The organism is Streptomyces sp. APSN-46.1 (assembly GCF_022815725.1).
Classification (GTDB): domain Bacteria; phylum Actinomycetota; class Actinomycetes; order Streptomycetales; family Streptomycetaceae; genus Streptomyces.
In genome coordinates this window covers 481,468-498,894 of record NZ_JALGRF010000002.1, presented here as the reverse complement: position 1 = coordinate 498,894, position 17,427 = coordinate 481,468, and the positions used below count along the sequence as shown (strand labels likewise).

Genomic DNA, 17,427 nt, shown 5'->3' with positions numbered 1-17,427 from the left:
GCTCAGTGCGGGACGCTCGCATGTGGTCGCATGTGGCGGTGAGGTTATGAGGAGGCATCAGGTGGTCGACGCACACCGGACATTTGTCATCGTCGGCGCGGGGCTCGCTGGGGCGAAGGCGGCCGAAACGCTGCGGACCGAGGGGTTCACCGGCCGGGTGATCCTCATCGGCGACGAGCGCGACCATCCCTATGAACGGCCGCCGCTGTCCAAGGGGTACCTGACGGGCAAGGAGGAGCGCGACAGCGTCTTCGTGCACGAGGCGTCCTGGTACGCGCGGTCCGACATCGAGCTGCACCTGGGCCAGCCGGCGGTCCACCTCGTCCGGGACGAGAAGAGGGTGGTCCTCGGCGACGGCACGGCGCTGCACTACGACAAGCTGCTGCTGGCGACCGGGGCCGAGCCGCGCCGCCTGGACATCCCGGGCACCGGTCTGGCGGGCGTCTACCACCTGCGCAGGCTGGCGCACGCCGAGCGGCTGCGCAACGCGCTGACCCGCCTCGGCCGGGACAACGGCCATCTGCTGATCGCGGGCGCCGGGTGGATCGGCCTGGAGGTCGCCGCCGCGGCGCGCGGGTACGGGGCGGAGGTCACGGTGATCGAGCCGGAGCCGACACCGCTGCACGCGGTGCTCGGTCCGGAGATCGGCCGGCTCTTCGCGGATCTGCACGCCGAGCACGGGGTCCGCTTCCACTTCGGGGCCCGGCTGACGGAGATCGTCGGCCAGGACGGCATGGTGCTGGCGGCCCGTACGGACGACGGGGAGGAGCATCCGGCGCACGCGGTGCTGGCGGCGATCGGGGCCGCACCGCGCACGGCGCTCGCCGAGACGTCCGGGCTGGCCCTGGTGGACCGGGAGCACGGCGGCGGGATCGCCGTGGACGCCTCGCTGCGTACGTCCGACCCGGACGTCTTCGCGGTCGGGGACGTGGCCGCCGCCCACCATCCGGTGCTCGGGACACGGCTGCGGGTGGAGCACTGGGCGAACGCCCTCAACGGGGGCCCGGCCGCGGCGCGGGCGATGCTGGGCCAGGAGGTGTCGTACGACCGGGTGCCGTACTTCTTCTCGGACCAGTACGACGTGGGGATGGAGTACTCGGGGTACGCCCCGCCCGGCGGCTACGACCAGGTGCTGATCCGCGGGGACGCGGCCAAGCGGGAGTTCATCGCGTTCTGGCTCTCGGAGGGGCGGGTGCTGGCCGGGATGAACGTAAATGTGTGGGATGTCACCGATCAGATCCAGGCCCTGATCAGGTCAAAGGCGCCGGTCAACCGGGAGGCCCTGGCGGACCCGTCGGTTCCGCTCTCCTCCCTGCTGGGGGCGCAGGGGGCCTGACGGGTTTGTCGGCGCGCGGCCGTAGACTTCACGGGTGGCAGGACGGATCAACGACGACGACGTGAAGGCGGTACGGGACGCGGTCCCGATCGACGCCGTGGTCTCCGACTACCTCCAACTCCGCAACGCGGGCGGCGGCAACCTCAAAGGCCTCTGCCCCTTCCATGACGAGAAGTCCCCGTCCTTCCAGGTCAGCCCCAGCAAGGGTCTCTACCACTGCTTCGGCTGCCAGGCCGGCGGGGACACCCTCGACTTCATCATGAAGATCGACCACCTCTCGTTCTCGGAGGCGGTCGAGCGGCTGGCCGGGCAGGCCGGCATCACCCTGCGGTACGAGGAGGGCGGCTACACCGCCGGCACCAGCGGCCGCGGTGAGCGCATCCGGCTGGTCGAGGCGCACAAGGCCGCCGCCCAGTTCTACGTGGACCAGCTGGGCGGCGCCGAGGCCGAGATCGGTCGCAAGTTCCTGGCGGAGCGCGGCTTCGACCAGGCGGCGGCCGCGCACTTCAGCGTGGGCTACAGCCCGGCCGGCTGGGACCACCTCACCCGGTTCCTGCGCGGCAAGGGATTCAGCGACAAGGAGCTGATCACCTCCGGCCTGGCCCAGGACAGCCGCAGCGGGAAGCCGATCGACCGCTTCCGCGGGCGGCTGATGTGGCCGATCCGCGACATCAGCGGCGAGGTGGTCGGCTTCGGTGCGCGCAAGCTGCGCGACGACGACAACGGGCCGAAGTACCTGAACACCCCCGAGACCGCGATCTACAAGAAGTCCCAGGTCCTGTACGGCATCGACCTGGCGAAGAAGGAGATCGCGAAGACCTCGCGGGCGGTGGTCGTCGAGGGCTACACGGACGTCATGGCCTGTCACATGGCGGGAGTCACGACGGCGATCGCCACCTGCGGCACCGCCTTCGGCGGGGACCACATCAAGATCCTTCGGCGGCTGCTGATGGACAACGCCACGGCCGAGGTGATCTTCACCTTCGACGGCGACGCGGCCGGCCAGAAGGCGGCGCTGCGGGCCTTCGAGGACGACCAGAAGTTCGCCGCCGAGACCTCCATCGCGATCACCCCGGGCGGGATGGACCCGTGCGACCTGCGTCTGGCGCAGGGGGACGCCGCGGTGAGCGGGCTGGTGGAGTCCCGGACCCCGCTGTTCGAGTTCGCGCTGCGGCACATCGTGGCCCGCCACAACCTGGAGAACCCGGCGGGGCGGGCGGCCGCGCTGGACGAGGCGGCTCCGGTCGTCGCCCACATCAAGAACATCGCGATCCAGCACGAGTCCGCGGTCCAGCTGGCGGGGATGCTGGGCATCCGCGACGAGCAGTTCGTGGTCAAGCGCGTGGCGCAGCTGGCGCGCTGGGCGCGGGAGCGGGGCGGCCAGCCCGGCGGCCCCGACGGCGGCGGCCGCCGGCCGTCCCGGTCCCGCTCCTCCTACGAGGCCGCGGCCCCGGTGCCCGCCGCCGGCGCCGCTCCGGGCGGCCCGGCGCTGAACCTGCGCAGCCCCGCCCACCGCACCGAGCGCGAGCTCCTGAAGCTGGCGTTGCAGCGGCCGGCCCTGGTCTCCCCGGCGTTCGACGCGTACGGGATGGACGAGTTCACCGCCCCGCCCTACGCGGCGGTGCGCCAGGCCATCCTCGACGCGGGCGGCACGGCGCAGGGCACCGACGACTACCTGGCCCGGGTCCGTGCCGCCGCCCCGAACGACACCGTGCGGGCGCTGGTGACGGAGCTGGCGGTCGAGGCCATCCACGCGAAGACGGTGGACGAGATCTACGCGGGGGTCCAGCTGGTGCAGGTCCGGCTGCGCGCGGTGGACCGCCGGGTGCACGAGATCCAGGGCACGATGTCCCGCCTGGGCCCGCATGCCCCGCCGGAGCAGATGGCCGCGGTCCAGGAGGAGCTGTGGGTCCTCCAGCAGTACGGGCAGCGGCTACGCAATCGGGGGGCCGAGGGGCTGTGACGGGCGGGCGCCGGGGCGCCGGGCGCCGGGGCGCCGGGCGCCGGCCTGGCGCCCGGGCTCACCGTGCGAACCAGTCGCCGCCCGGTATCTCGGTGCCGGACTCGCGCAGCTTGCGGGCCAGCAGCGGGGCCGCCAGGTAGACCCAGGCGGTGGTCCGGGTGCCGTCCCGGCGGACCGCGTCGCGCCGGACCCGCTCGTATACGTTCAGCGGCCGGTCCGGGCCGTGGTACTCCTCCAGCCGGTCCAGGTCGGCCAGCAGCCTCCCGTACGCGCCCGGCGCCGGGGTGACCAGTCCGCCCACGATCTCCGACCCCGCGTGCTGGACCGCGTACGGGTAGCCCGGGCCGTCGTAGAGCAGCGCGTCCGGAAGGCGGGCGGGCTCCTCGGCGGCGGTGCGGCCGCGCAGGAACAGGTCGTGGTTGACCTCGCCCGGACGCAGGGTGCCGTAGACGAAGAACGGCAGCTCGGCGGTCATCCGGCCGTCACCTCCGCCGCGACCCAGGCCAGGTAGTCCGCGCTGCCCCGCACCACCGGGGTGGCGATGACCTCCGGGGTGTCGTAGGGGTGCGCGGCGATCAGGGCGGCCTCCAGGGCCGGGTAGGCCGCCTCCGTGGTCTTGAGCAGGACCTGCCACTCCTGGCCGGAGCGCAGCTCGTCCTTCCAGCGGTAGACGGACGTCACCGGTCCGGAAATCTGCGCGCAGGCCGCCAGCCGCGCTTCCACCGCGTCCCGCGCGAGCTCCCGCGCCACCTCCGCCGAGTCGACGGTGGTCAGGACGGTGAGAACGCCGGTGAGAGCGCCGGTGAGCGCCGTTCCCCGCGCTCGATCCCGCGGCCGATCGACCGATTCCATGAGCCCTCCCTCGTCTACAACCGGACCACCACTACAACCGGACCACCACGGTACGCACCACGCCGACGGCCCGCAGGGCCCGGGATGTCACCCGGACGGGGTGGGGACACACCGATGCCCGATCTGGGCTCTGACCTGCACTGATGTCGAGCAGACCGACGGCGGCGGCCTGATCTGACGGGGGTTCAGCAGGCGCCCGTCGCGCGGGGCGGTTTACCTCGTGACACGACCCCGCGTCATCCAGGAGCCGCCATGCGCCGACGCACCGCCCACGTGCTCACCGCCACCGCGCTGACCGCCGCCGCCTTCGCCGGCCCGGTCGCCGGAGCGGTCGCCGCGGCCGACCTCGGCATGCCCGGCTTCGCACCCGGCTCCGCGCCCGGCGACTTCGCCCCGCTGGAGGTGTGGCCCAAGTCCGCCGCCCCCGGCGCGACCGTCACCGTGAACACCACCGCCTGCGGCCCCGGCAGCCGTGCCGAGGGCGATGCCACCACCGTCGGCGGCGGCCGCTTCAAGCTGGTGCCGGGCACGCACAAGGAGGTGGTCGTGGGGCAGTTCCAGGTCGCCCACGACACCCGCCCCGGCACCTACGAAATCGGCGCGACCTGCGCCAACGGCAAGTTCGCCACCGGCGACCTGGTCGTCACCGAGCGCGGCCCGCAGGGCCACGTGAAGACCGGGGTGGGCGGTGGGACGACCACCACCACCGACCCCGCCAAGATCGCGGCGGGAGCGGCCGTACTGGCCGCGGCCGCCGTCGGCGGTACCTGGCTCCTGCGTCGCCGGGCGAGCGGCACGCGGAGCTGACGGGCGCCCACCGCGGCTTCGGCCGCGGTCCGACCGGTACCGTCCCCCGTCGCCCGCCCCGCGAGGTCCCCCCCGTTCGCGGGGCCGGGCGACGGCCAGTCATACGGAGAGCAGCACAGACGCAGACCCCAGGGGGCAGGCATGGGCACCTCCGGCCGCGCCGGACGCGGCGGGCTCCTCGCGCTCGCCGCCTGCCTCGGCATCTGGCTCGTCGGCAGCGGCTCCAGCGAGCCGGTCCGGCCCCCGCAGCCCTCCCCCGAAGACTCCCTGACCTCCCGGGCCGGCTACGGCCCGAGCATCGCCCCGCTCCCCGGCTCCCCGCCCACCCGGATCCGGATCCCCTCCATCCGGGTGGACGCCCCGCTGACCGGGCTCGGCCTGGACCCCGACGGCCGCCTCGAAGTGCCCCCGCCCGCCCGCCGCGACCTGGCGGGCTGGTACCGCGACGGCACCACCCCCGGCGCCACCGGCACGGCCGTCATCGCCGGGCACGTGGACCACGCCACCGGCCCGGCCGTCTTCTACCGCCTGGGCGCACTGCACCGGGGGGCCGCCATCGAGGTGCCGCGCGCGGATGGACGTACCGCCGTGTTCACCGTCCACGCCGTCGAGGTGTACGACGCGCGGGCCTTCCCGGACTCCCGCGTGTACGGGCCCTCGCCGCGCGCCGAACTCCGGGTGATCACCTGCGGCGGCGGCTTCTCACCGCGTACCGGCTACAAGGGCAACGTGGTCGTCTTCGCCCATCTGACGGGGACGCGCTGAGCGGTCTCGGGGAACTCACCCCCACTGTTCGAGGCCGAGCTTCACCACCAGCGCGGACACCACCGTCAGCAGCACGGCCCGGACGAAGCCGCTGCCCTTCTTGAGCGCCATCCGGGCCCCGATCATGCCGCCGGCCAGGTTGAAGACCGCCATCAGCGCGGCCAGCTGCCACAGCACCATCCCCTGGTACGCGAACATCGCGAGCGCCCCGGCGTTGGTGCAGCAATTGACGATCTTGGCGGTCGCGGAGGCGGTGACCAGGTCGAGGTGGAGCAGCGCGGTGAGCGCGAGCACCAGGAAGGTTCCGGTGCCGGGTCCGATCAGGCCGTCGTAGAAGCCGATGCCGAGGCCGGCGAGCCCGATGGCGAGCAGGATCCGCTGCCGGCTGACGGGTGTGGCGCCCGGGGCGGTGCCGAAGCCCGGGCGGAAGATCACGAAGCCGGCGACGACCACGAGCACGACCATGATCAGCGGGCGGAGCGCGTCCTTGCTGATGCCGCCGGCCAGTGCGGCGCCGCCCATCGAGCCGGCGAGTGCGGCCAGGCCGATCCGGACGGCGAGCCTCACGTCCACCGGGGCCTTGCGGGCGTACGTGATGGCCGCGCCCCCGGTGCCGACGATGGCCACGGCCTTGTTGGTGCCGAGTACGGTGGCGGGGTGGGCGTTCGGCAGGCCGAGGAGCAGGGCGGGCAGGAGCAGCAGTCCGCCGCCGCCCACCACCGCGTCGATCCAGCCGGCCGCGGCGGCGGCCACGCAGAGCACGATGATCACGTTCGTTGATATGTCCGGCACGCCCCTGACCCTATGGAGCCGATGGCTGCAGCAGCCATCGATCCGCGGAAACTTGCGCAAAGGTTGAGCTTCGGGGATCCCCTCACGGAGCCCCCGTCCGGGCGCTGAGCACGGCGTTCCGTTCGGGTAACAGAGGCGATGCGGCGGGGAAACAGCGGCGGCGCACGCTCATGGCATGACCTCGCAACAGCGTGTGGTGGTGATCGGCGGCGGCCTCGCGGGCCTGCGGTTCGCACAGCGGCTCGGCGACCGGGCGGCGGTGACCGTGCTCGGTGAGGAGCCGCACGTCCCGTACAACCGGGTCCTCCTCGCGGAGGTCCTGGCGGGCCGGTACGCGCCGGAGGTGACCGCCCTCCCGGCCCCCGGGCCGGCCCTGCGGCGGGGCGTCCGGGCGGTCCGCGTCGACCGCGCGGAGCGGCGCGTGCACTGCGACGACGGCACGGTCGAGGCGTACGACACCCTGGTCCTGGCGACCGGCTCCAACCCGGTCCTGCCCCCGCTGCGGGGTCTGTTCGAACCCGGCGGCCGGGAACTCCCCGACGGGGTCCACGCGTTCCGCACGATGGACGACTGCCTGGCCCTGTCGGCGGCCGTCCGCCCGGGCGTGCGCGCGGTGGTGATCGGCGGCGGCCTCCTCGGCGTCTCGGCCGCCCGTGCGCTGGCCGCTCGGGGTGCGCAGGTGGTCCTCGCCCAACAGGCGGAGCGCCTGATGGAACGCCAGCTGGACGCGGATGCCTCGGCCCTCCTGCACACGCATCTGACCGCCCTCGGCGTGGAGATCCACACGGAATGCCGCACCCGCGGTCTGACCACCGCTCCCCCGGCTGCCGCTGGGGGTGCGAGGTCGGCCTCCCCGGCCTCCCCAGCCTCCCCGGCGTCTTCCGGGAAGGGGCGGGACGGGGGAGGGCCCCGCAGGGTGACCGGCGTCGAGTTCGCCGACGGGTACCGGCTCGACGCCGACCTCGTCGTGATCACCTGCGGGGTGCGTCCCCGCACCGGGCTCGCGGTGGCCGCCGGGCTCGACATCGGCAAGGGCAAGGGCATCCTCGTCGACGACCGGCTCCGGACCAGCGACCCCCGGATCCACGCCATCGGCGACTGCGCCGAGCACGCCGGCCGGGTCTACGGCCTGGCCGGCCCGGCGCTGGAGCAGGCCGACGCCCTCGCCGCGATCCTCACCTCCACCGCGGGAAGCCCCGGATACACCGGAACCCGCGCGCTCACCCGCCTCACCCTCACCACCGCCGGAGGCCCCGCCACCGACGGGGGCCCCGCCACCGCCGGAGGCCCCGCCACCGGTGGTCCCCTCGACCTCGCCGCCTTCGGCGAGACCACCCCGCTCCCGGGCGACGACGTGGTCCGGCTGACCGACGCCACCCGCCGCACCTACCGCAAGGTCGTCGTCCGCGGCGACCGCCTCGTCGGCGGGGTCCTCCTCGGCGAACTCGCCACCGTGGGCGCCCTCGCCCGCACGTGGGAGGACGGCGAAGCCCTGACCGACCTGTTCCACCTGCTCACCGACGACGGAGGCTCCTGATCATGGCCGCAGCCACGCCCACTCCCGCCATCGTGCTCATCGGCCACGGCATGGTCGGCCAGCGCTACCTGGAGGCCCTCGCCGAACGCGGGGCCACCGCCACGCACCGCGTCACCGTGCTCTGCGAGGAACCCCGGCCCGCCTACGACCGCGTGCACCTGACCTCGTACTTCTCCGGCAGCACGCCCGAGGACCTGTCCATGGTCCCGGACGGGTTCATGGCCGAGCACGGGATCGAGCTCCACCTCGACGACCCCGCCGAGAGCATCGACCGCGACGCCCGCACCGTCACCTCCCGCTCCGGCAAGGTGTTCCCGTACGACGTGCTCGTCCTCGCGACCGGCAGCTACCCCTTCGTCCCGCCCGTCCCCGGCAAGGACGCCCCCGGCTGCTTCGTGTACCGCACCATCGAGGACCTCCTCGCGATCGAGGAGTACGCCAAGACCCGCACCAGCGGGGCCGTCGTCGGCGGCGGCCTGCTCGGGCTGGAGGCCGCCGGCGCCCTCCAGGGCCTGGGCCTCGCCACCCGCATCGTCGAGTTCGCCCCGCGCCTGATGCCCGTCCAGGTCGACGACGGAGGCGGCGCGGCCCTGCTGCGCACCATCGAGTCCATGGGCCTGACCGTGCACACCGGCGTCGGGACCCAGGAAGTCGTCACCGGCGACGACGGCTCCGTCTGCGGCATGAAGCTCTCCGACGGCTCCACCGTCGCCGCCGACCTCGTCGTCTTCTCCGCCGGCGTCCGCCCCCGCGACCAGCTCGCCCGCGCCGCCGGCCTCACCGTCGGCGAACGCGGCGGCATCGGCGTCGACGCCCGCTGCCGCACCTCCGACCCGCGCGTCTACGCGATCGGCGAGTGCGCCCTCGCCTCCGACGGCCGCGTCTACGGCCTGGTCGCCCCCGGCTACGAGATGGCCGAGACGGCCGCCGAAGACCTCCTCGGCCGCGACAAGGAGTTCACCGGAGCCGACCTCTCCACCAAGCTCAAGCTGCTCGGCGTGGACGTGGCCTCCTTCGGCGACGCCCACGGCGCCACCCAGGGCAGCCTCGACGTCGTCTACTCCGACTCGCGCTCCGGCGTCTACAAGAAGCTGGTGGTCTCCCCCGACGGGGTCCTCCTCGGCGGGGTCCTGGTCGGCGACGCCGACTCCTACGGCCTGCTGCGCCCGCTCACCGGCAGCGTCCCGCCCGTCACCCCCGAGCAGCTGGTGCTCCCCGCCGGGCTCGGCGCGCCCGTCGCCCTCGGACCGTCGGCGCTCCCCGACACCGCGGTGATCTGCTCCTGCCACAACGTCACCAAGAAGGCCATCACCGCCTGCGCCGACCTCGCCGAGGTCAAGAAGTGCACCAAGGCCGGCACCGGCTGCGGCAGCTGCGTCAAGGTGATCGGCCAGCTGCTGCCGAGCTCCGCCGACAAGGGGCTGTGCGGCTGCTTCCCGTACACCCGCGCCGAGCTCTACGAGATCGTCCGCACCCGCCGCCTGACCTCGTACGAGCAGCTCCTCGACGGCCACGGCCGCCCCGAGGCCCGCGGTGGCGAGGGCTGCGAGGTGTGCAAGCCGGCCGTCGGCTCGATCATCGCCTCGCTCGCCCCCACCCTCGGCGCGAGCGGCTACGTCCTCGACGGGGAGCAGGCGGCCCTCCAGGACACCAACGACCACTTCCTCGCCAACCTCCAGCGCAACGGCTCGTACTCGGTCGTGCCCCGCATCCCCGGCGGCGAGATCACCCCGGACAAGCTCATAGTGATCGGCGAGGTGGCCCGCGACTTCGGCCTCTACGCGAAGATCACCGGCGGGCAGCGCATCGACCTCTTCGGCGCCAGCGTGGACCAGCTCCCGCGCATCTGGGCCCGTCTCGTCGACGCCGGATTCGAGTCCGGGCACGCGTACGGGAAGGCACTGCGGACGGTGAAGTCCTGCGTCGGCCAGACCTGGTGCCGCTACGGGGTCCAGGACAGCGTCCGGATGGCCATCGACCTGGAGCTGCGCTACCGGGGCCTGCGGGCCCCGCACAAGCTCAAGTCGGCGGTGTCGGGCTGCGCCCGCGAGTGCGCGGAGGCGCAGAGCAAGGACTTCGGGGTCATCGCGACGGCCGGCGGCTGGAACCTCTACGTCGGCGGCAACGGCGGGGCCACCCCGCGGCACGCCGATCTGCTCGCCCAGGACCTGTCGGACGCCGAACTGGTCCGGCTCATCGACCGGTTCCTGATGTTCTACATCCGCACCGCCGAACAGCTGGAGCGGACCTCCACCTGGCTGGACCGGATGGAGGGCGGCCTGGCCCACCTGCGGGACGTGATCGTGCACGACTCGCTCGGGCTGTGCGCGGAGCTGGAGTCGCTGATGGCCGACCACGTGTCGCACTACCGCGACGAATGGGCCGAGACGCTGGAGGACCCGGAGCGGCTGCGCCGATTCGTGTCGTTCGTCAACGCGCCCGGCGCCCCCGACCCGACCGTGAAGTTCGTCCCCGAGCGCGACCAGGTCAAGCCCGACCTGAGCGCCCTCACCCTTCTTCCTGTGGGAGGCACCCGATGACCGTGGAACTGCGTGTGAAGGAAGGCTGGCTGACGGTGTGCGAGCTGTCCTCGCTCACCCCCGGGCGCGGTGTGGCGGCGCTGCTGCCCGACGGGAGCCAGGCCGCGGTGTTCGTCGACCGCGCGGGCCGCCCGTACGCCATCGCCAACCAGGACCCCTTCACCGGCGCGCACGTGCTCTCGCGGGGGCTCGTGGGGACGCTGTCGGGGCGGCCCTTCGTGGCCTCGCCGCTGCTGAAGCAGCGCTTCGACCTGGAGTCGGGGCGCTGCCTGGACCACGAGGAGGTGGCGGTACGGACCTACCCGGTGCGGACCGCCGCGACCTCCTGACGCCTGCCCGGGGCGCCCGTCTGGGGCGCCTGTCCGGGGTGTCAGCCCTGGACGGCCGCCGGGTCCATCCAGACGTACTCCCAGACGTGGCCCTCCAGGTCCTCGAAGGCACGGCCGTACATGAAGCCGAGGTCCTGGGCCGGCCGGGGCTCGGTGCCGCCCGCCGCCAGGGCGGCACCGACCACCTCGTCCACCTTCTCCTTGCTCTCGGCGCTCAGGGCGAGCATCACCTCGGTGGTCTTGGTGGCATCCGCCACGTCCTTCGTCGCGAAGTCCTTGAAGCGGTCCTCGGTCATGAGCATCGCGAAGATCGTGTCGCTGATGACGAGGCAGCCGGTCCTGTCGTCGCTGAACTGGGGGTTGAAGGAGTAGCCGAGCTTGCCCCAGAAGGCCTTGGTGGCGTCGAGGTCCTTGACCGGCAGGTTGACGAAGATCATCGTGGACATTTCGGGTCTCTCTTCCTTCGCGGTGTGTGCTGTCGAGAGATAGACCGCGGGCTCGGAGAAAACTCATCGCTCCCCGTGAAACTTTTTCGAGATGTCCGACAGGACCACGAACCCGCTGGTCAGGCGACTGAGCACGGCGCCGCTGCGGATTGACCCCGAACCGGTCGCTCCCGCGTCATGAGGTGTTGATGTCACGTCAACTCGATGCCTCTAGGTTCCTCGACGCGTGCGACCCCGCGCCCGACCGGGCCCGGGGCCTTCCTCCCCACAGGAGTGACCGTGGAACGTCGTACCTTCCTGCGCGGTGCTGTGATCGGATCGTCGGCCGCCGCCTTCGGCGGCACGCTCATGCACGGGGCCGCCTACGCGGCGCCCGCCCAGCCCGGCCCCGGCCCCTACGGGGCCCTCGGCGCGGCCGACGCGAACGGCATCATGCTGCCGGCCGGCTTCAGCAGCCGGGTGATCGCCCGCTCCGGCCAGACCGTCCCGGGCACCTCGTACACCTGGCACAACGCCCCCGACGGCGGCGCGTGTTTCGTCGACGGCACGGGCTGGATCTACGTGTCGAACTCGGAGATCAACCCCGGCGGCGGCGCGAGCGCCGTCAAGTTCAACTCGTCCGGCACCGTCACCGGCGCGTACCGGATCCTCTCCAACACCCGGCAGAACTGCGCGGGCGGCAAGACCCCGTGGAACACCTGGCTGTCCTGCGAGGAGGTCAGCCTCGGATACGTCTACGAGACCGACCCGTACGGGGTGAACGCGGCCGTCCAGCGCCCCGCGATGGGCCGCTTCAAGCACGAGGCGGCCGCCGCCGACCCGGTGCGCCGGGTGATCTACCTCACCGAGGACGAGAGCAGCGGCTGCCTCTACCGGTTCATCCCCACCACCTGGGGCAACCTCTCCTCCGGCACCCTCCAGGTGATGGTCGCCGGAACCGCCACCTCCGGCTCCTTCACCTGGCAGAACGTCCCGGACCCGGACGGCTCCCCGACCACCACCCGGACCCAGGTCTCCGGCTCCAAGAAGTTCAACGGCGGCGAGGGCTGCCACTACGCGAACGACACCGTCTGGTTCACCACCAAGGGCGACAACCGGGTCTGGCAGCTCAACCTCGCCACCAGCACCTACGAGCTCGCCTACGACGACTCCCTCGTCCCCGGCGGGGCGGCCCCGCTGACGGGCGTGGACAACGTGACCGGGTCCTCGTTCGGTGACCTGTACGTCGCCGAGGACGGCGGCAACCAGGAGATCTGCGTGATCACCCCGGACGACGTGGTGGCCCCCTTCCTGCGGGTCACCGGCCAGTCCTCCTCGGAGATCACCGGCCCGGCCTTCTCCCCGGCCGGCAACCGCCTGTACTTCTCCAGCCAGCGCGGCACGAGCGGCAGCTCGACCGGCGGCATCACCTACGAGGTGACGGGCCCGTTCCGCACCTGACCCCGTCCAGCCTCGCCGCCCAGCCTCGCCACCGGCCGCACCCCGACGGGTTCAACCCCGCCGGGGTGCGGCCGCGGTCATGAGGCCACGGCCCCGCCCTTGAGCAGCGCCGCGCCCAGCGGGGTCACCGTGTGCAGCACGGCGTTCCCCCGGCGGAGGGTGGTGACCAGGCCCGCCTCCCGCATCACGCAGGCGTGCTGGCTCGCGGAGGCCAGCGAGACCCCGGCCCGGCGGGCCAGTTCGCTGGTGGTGGCACCGTCGCCGATGGCCCGCAGCACCACCGACCGGGTGTGCCCGACGAGCTTGCCCAGGGTCTTCTGGCGCTGCTCCTCCACGGGCCGCCGGGCGCCCTCGCCCCCGGCCGGCGCCGACACCAGCTGCGCCGCCGCCGGGTAGACCAGCACGGGAGGCAGCTCGGGGTCGTGCAGGGTCACGGCCGTGCGCCGGCAGAAGAACGACGGCTGGAGCAGCAGCCCGCGCCCCCGCAGCCGTACGTCCCGGTCCACCGGGTAGTCGCACTCCAGGACCGGCGCCCGCCAGCGCAGCATCGGCGGCAGCGAGGCCAGCAGTTCGTCCGCTCCGCCGTCCAGCAGGGCCCGGCCCCGCGCGGCCCGCTCGGCCTCGATCTGGGCCTGTATGTGGGTCCAGTACGGTTCCACGGCCGCCCGGTGGTACCCGCGCAGCTCGCCCAGGAGCCGCGGCAGGTGCTTGGTGCCCCCGTCCATGAACTCCCGTATGCGCGGCGACGACGGAGCCGCCCCCGCGCCCACGAGCGTCAGCTCGCGCCGCAGCCGCTCGGGGTGGATGCCGCGCAGGGCGTCGAGACCCACGTCCCACCCGTACTGGCCCTCGACCGGGGTCAGAAAATCCGGGAAATAGCCGCGACTCGGTATGAGCGCCCCGAGCAGACGTGTTTCACTATTCAACCGGCTCCGGGCTTCAGTACGCCATTCACCGAACAACCGGGCATCACGCCGGTCTCTTAAACGGTGAAAACTAAGAATCGTTTCCCACAACGCATCGGGACGCCCTGCCATCCGTACCCGTGCCAGGTCCACTCCAGTGAAATGGATACGAAGCACCGAACCCCCACCTGTGCAACCGCAATCCCCCCGCCCCATGAGTATGCATGCCGTCACACGTGGTCACCACGCCCTTTCGGCCACAGTTGAAACCCCTTTCGGCGGGGGCGTGACAACCGAAATCCTGTACTCCGCCAGGCACACTCCGGTGCGACCGAAACGCTCCGTGAAGGCCGTGGGGGGCTTTGCGGGGCCTGGCGGTCGGTCGCACGGGAAGCGCCGACGTGCCTGGCGGATTGGCGGCAGGCGGTGGACGGGTGGGGATCCGTCCACCGCCTGCTGCCGTAAAGATTTGTTGAATCTTGTTGAACTTTGTTGAAAATGCGCCTTCATAGACAAGACCGCGCCTGCCCCCGGTGGTCAGGGATCCCGGGGCAGGCGCGGTCAGGTGTGGACCGATGAGGGTCCTGGGCCGGTCCGCCGTTCGTGCGACGGACCGGCAGCGGCCCGGAGGCCGCGTCAGTGGGGGCTCAGCGGCTGTCGGAGCCCTTCGCCTCGGCGGCCGCGCGACCGGCCTCCAGGCGCGCCACCGGGATCCGGAACGGCGAGCAGGAGACGTAGTCGAGGCCGACCTCGTGGAAGAAGTGGACGGATTCCGGGTCGCCGCCGTGCTCACCGCAGACGCCGAGCTTGAGGTCGGGGCGGGTGGCCCGGCCGGCCTGGACCGCGCTGCGGACCAGCGCGCCGACACCGTCCTTGTCGATGGTCTCGAAGGGCGAGACCCCGAAGATGCCCTTCTCCAGGTACGCGGTGAAGAAGGAAGCCTCCACGTCGTCGCGGGAGAAGCCCCACACCGTCTGGGTCAGGTCGTTCGTGCCGAAGGAGAAGAACTGCGCGGCCTCGGCGATCTGCCCGGCGGTCAGCGCGGCGCGCGGCAGCTCGATCATCGTGCCGATGGTCAGCTTGAGGTTCGTGCCGGTGGCGGCCTCGACCTCGGCGATGACCTGGTCGGCCTCGTCGCGGACGATCTCCAGCTCCTGGACGGTGCCCACGAGCGGGACCATGATCTCGGCGCGCGGGTCGCCCTTGGCGTTCTTGCGCTCCGCCGCGGCCTCGGCGATCGCCCGTACCTGCATTTTGAACAGGCCGGGGATGACCAGACCGAGGCGGACACCGCGCAGACCAAGCATCGGGTTCTGCTCGTGCAGCTTGTGCACGGCCTGGAGCAGGCGCAGGTCGTTCTCGTTGGCGTCCTTGCGGGACTCGGCGAGGGCGACGCGCACCGACAGCTCGGTGATGTCGGGCAGGAACTCGTGCAGCGGCGGGTCGAGCAGGCGGACGGTGACGGGCAGGCCGTCCATCGCCTCGAACAGCTCGACGAAGTCCTTCTTCTGCAGCGGCAGCAGGGCGCTGAGTGCCTCTTCGCGCTCGCCGTCGGTGTCCGCGAGGATCAGGCGCTCGACCAGCTCGCGGCGCTCACCGAGGAACATGTGCTCGGTGCGGCACAGGCCGATGCCCTGGGCGCCGAAGCGGCGGGCGCGCAGCGCGTCCTCGGCGTTGTCGGCGTTGGCGCGCACCCGCAGGCGGCGGACCCGGTCCGCGTACGCCATGATCCGGTGCACGGCGGCGACCAGTTCGTCGGCGTCGTCGGCGCCGGCGTGCATGCGGCCCTCGAAGTACTCGACGACCGGGGACGGTACGACGGGTACCTCACCGAGGTAGACCTTGCCGGTGGAGCCGTCGATGGAGACGACGTCGCCTTCTTCGATGACCGTGTCGCCGACCGTCATGCGGCGGCGCTTGGTGTCGACGTCGAGCTCCTCGGCGCCGCAGACACAGGTCTTGCCCATGCCGCGGGCGACGACGGCGGCGTGCGAGGTCTTGCCGCCGCGCGAGGTCAGGATGCCCTCGGAGGCGATCATGCCGTCCAGGTCGTCCGGGTTCGTCTCGCGGCGGATCAGAATGACCTTCTCGCCGGAGCGGGACCACTTGACGGCCGTGTACGAGTCGAAGACGGCCTTGCCGACCGCCGCGCCCGGGGAGGCGGCGATGCCGCGGCCGAGCAGCTCCGTGGTGGCGTCCTCGTCGAAGCGCGGGAACATCAGCTGGGCCAGCTGGGCGCCGTTGACGCGCTGGAGGGCCTCGGCCTCGTCGATGAGCCCCTGGTCCACGAGCTGGGTGGCGATCCGGAAGGCGGCGCCGGCGGTGCGCTTGCCGACGCGGGTCTGGAGCATCCACAGCTGGCCGCGCTCGATGGTGAACTCGATGTCGCAGAGATCCTTGTAGTGGGTCTCCAGCGTCTCCATGATCGTCATGAGCTGGTCGTACGAGGCCTTGTCGATGCCCTCCAGGTCCGCGAGCGGCACGGTGTTGCGGATGCCCGCGACCACGTCCTCGCCCTGGGCGTTCTGGAGGTAGTCGCCGTAGACGCCCTGGTGGCCGCTGGCGGGGTCGCGGGTGAAGGCGACGCCGGTGCCGGAGTCCGGGCCGAGGTTGCCGAAGACCATGGTGCAGATGTTGACGGCGGTGCCCAGGTCGCCGGGGATGCGCTCCTGGCGGCGGTAGAGCTTGGCGCGGTCGGTGTTCCAGGAGTTGAAGACGGCCTCGACGGCGAGGTCCATCTGCTCGCGGGCGTCCTGCGGGAACTCGCGGCCGGCCTCCTTCGCGACGATCTTCTTGAAGACCTTGACCAGCTTCTTCAGGTCGGCGGCGTCGAGGTCGGTGTCGACGGTGACCTTCTTGGCGGTCTTGGCCTCGTCGAGGGCGTCCTCGAAGAGCTCGCCCTCGACGCCGAGGACGGTCTTGCCGAACATCTGGATCAGACGGCGGTACGAGTCCCAGGCGAAGCGCTCGTCACCGGACTGGGCGGCGAGGCCCTGGACCGACTCGTCGGACAGGCCGATGTTGAGGACCGTGTCCATCATGCCGGGCATCGAGAACTTGGCGCCGGAGCGGACCGAGACCAGCAGCGGGTCGTCCGACTGGCCGAGCTTCTTGCCCATCTTCGCCTCGAGGGCGCCCAGGTGGGCGCCGACCTCGTCGCGCAGCTCGGCCGGGGCCGTGCCGCTCTCGAGGTAGACCTTGCAGGCCTCGGTGGTGATGGTGAAGCCGGGAGGGACGGGAAGACCAAGGTTGGTCATCTCGGCGAGGTTGGCCCCCTTGCCGCCGAGAAGGTCCTTGAGGTCCCGGTTCCCCTCGGTGAAGTCGTAGACGAACTTCTGATCTTTGTTTTCCGACACGGGTCTCGACTCCTCGAGGACTCGGGTGGCTGCCCTGACGGCCAGGAACATACCCAGATCGAAGGCATCTCGGTACGTCCACTTGGTCGTCATACGGCTGTAACCACCTGTGCGCCAGCAGATCGAAAGTAACTCATCGGTAGCCTGAACATACGAAGAGCGTTCACCTCCCGAAGGATCGAGTGGCTCTTGAGGCTTGTTTACGCTCGGATGAGCGATCATCGATACATTTGCGTTCAAGACTTGAACGCACAAAGGGTGGCACCCAGTGCCACCCTTTGGAAGTCTTACCCGTGATCTTCGCGCTCATCTGAGCGCAACCCCACCCATGCGTGGCGTATATCACGCTACCGCGAGGG

Annotated in this window: 14 protein-coding genes; 8 read left to right on the top strand and 6 right to left on the bottom strand. The window is 71.9% G+C overall.

Translation table 11 applies throughout. The features are described from left to right. Positions 1-61 precede the first annotated feature (61 nt). Together MTF65_RS08845 and dnaG are read left to right on the top strand one after the other, a co-directional pair. On the top strand, positions 62-1,336 hold the full coding sequence (locus MTF65_RS08845) for an FAD-dependent oxidoreductase (RefSeq protein ID WP_243627863.1): 1,275 nt from the start codon (positions 62-64) through the stop codon (positions 1,334-1,336). Positions 1,337-1,370: 34 nt separating this feature from the next. Next, a complete protein-coding gene (dnaG, locus tag MTF65_RS08840) occupies positions 1,371-3,299 on the top strand; it encodes a DNA primase (protein WP_243627861.1) in 1,929 nt (642 codons plus the stop codon). 58 nt (positions 3,300-3,357) lie between these two features. On the opposite strand, the gene MTF65_RS08835 is transcribed toward dnaG, so the two are convergent. Both MTF65_RS08835 and cutA read right to left on the bottom strand, forming a co-directional pair. After that, positions 3,358-3,774, bottom strand: coding sequence for a gamma-glutamylcyclotransferase family protein (locus tag MTF65_RS08835; RefSeq protein WP_243627860.1), 417 nt, complete (start codon positions 3,772-3,774; stop codon positions 3,358-3,360). Continuing rightward, positions 3,771-4,151, bottom strand: a complete 381-nt coding sequence (gene cutA / locus MTF65_RS08830) for a divalent-cation tolerance protein CutA (RefSeq protein WP_243627859.1) — start codon at positions 4,149-4,151, stop codon at positions 3,771-3,773. Before cutA ends, MTF65_RS08835 begins: the two co-directional genes overlap by 4 nt. A gap of 252 nt (positions 4,152-4,403) precedes the next feature. Here cutA and MTF65_RS08825 point away from each other — a divergent pair, with 252 nt between their 5' ends. Then, positions 4,404-4,958, top strand: coding sequence for a hypothetical protein (locus MTF65_RS08825; RefSeq protein ID WP_374207185.1), 555 nt, complete (start codon positions 4,404-4,406; stop codon positions 4,956-4,958). Positions 4,959-5,099: 141 nt separating this feature from the next. Further along, positions 5,100-5,723 (top strand): class F sortase, encoded by a 624-nt coding sequence (locus tag MTF65_RS08820; RefSeq protein WP_243627858.1) that lies wholly within the window; start codon positions 5,100-5,102, stop codon positions 5,721-5,723. Positions 5,724-5,738: 15 nt separating this feature from the next. Here MTF65_RS08820 and MTF65_RS08815 read toward each other — a convergent pair whose 3' ends face one another. Continuing rightward, positions 5,739-6,515 carry a TSUP family transporter gene (locus MTF65_RS08815; protein ID WP_243627857.1) on the bottom strand — a complete coding sequence of 259 codons (777 nt, stop codon included), beginning with the start codon at positions 6,513-6,515 and terminating at the stop codon, positions 5,739-5,741. Positions 6,516-6,690: 175 nt separating this feature from the next. Here MTF65_RS08815 and MTF65_RS08810 point away from each other — a divergent pair, with 175 nt between their 5' ends. From MTF65_RS08810 to nirD, 3 genes are read left to right on the top strand one after another with little or no spacing between them, the layout of a single operon-like run. Next, positions 6,691-8,052: an NAD(P)/FAD-dependent oxidoreductase gene (locus MTF65_RS08810; RefSeq protein WP_243627856.1), complete on the top strand. Its 1,362-nt coding sequence runs from the start codon at positions 6,691-6,693 to the stop codon at positions 8,050-8,052. Positions 8,053-8,054: 2 nt separating this feature from the next. Further along, complete coding sequence (gene nirB, locus MTF65_RS08805) at positions 8,055-10,592, top strand: nitrite reductase large subunit NirB (protein ID WP_243627853.1); 2,538 nt, start codon at positions 8,055-8,057, stop codon at positions 10,590-10,592. Continuing rightward, positions 10,589-10,921: a nitrite reductase small subunit NirD gene (nirD, locus tag MTF65_RS08800; protein ID WP_243627851.1), complete on the top strand. Its 333-nt coding sequence runs from the start codon at positions 10,589-10,591 to the stop codon at positions 10,919-10,921. The genes nirB and nirD overlap by 4 nt, the downstream gene beginning before the upstream one ends. Positions 10,922-10,962: 41 nt before the next feature. Here nirD and MTF65_RS08795 read toward each other — a convergent pair whose 3' ends face one another. Beyond that, entirely contained in the window at positions 10,963-11,367 is a 405-nt protein-coding gene (locus tag MTF65_RS08795) for a VOC family protein (protein ID WP_243627849.1), read from the bottom strand. A gap of 279 nt (positions 11,368-11,646) precedes the next feature. Here MTF65_RS08795 and MTF65_RS08790 point away from each other — a divergent pair, with 279 nt between their 5' ends. Then, positions 11,647-12,807 carry an alkaline phosphatase PhoX gene (locus MTF65_RS08790; protein WP_243627848.1) on the top strand — a complete coding sequence of 387 codons (1,161 nt, stop codon included), beginning with the start codon at positions 11,647-11,649 and terminating at the stop codon, positions 12,805-12,807. 77 nt (positions 12,808-12,884) lie between these two features. Here the strand turns inward: MTF65_RS08790 and MTF65_RS08785 are convergent, their stop codons facing one another. Continuing rightward, the gene (locus MTF65_RS08785; RefSeq protein ID WP_243627845.1) at positions 12,885-13,889 is read right to left on the bottom strand and encodes a helix-turn-helix domain-containing protein; all 1,005 of its coding nucleotides are present in this window, start codon (positions 13,887-13,889) and stop codon (positions 12,885-12,887) included. A 470-nt stretch (positions 13,890-14,359) separates the two neighbouring features. Further along, complete coding sequence (gene ppdK, locus MTF65_RS08780) at positions 14,360-17,068, bottom strand: pyruvate, phosphate dikinase (protein WP_243627842.1); 2,709 nt, start codon at positions 17,066-17,068, stop codon at positions 14,360-14,362. Between the last annotated feature and the right edge of the window lie 359 nt (positions 17,069-17,427).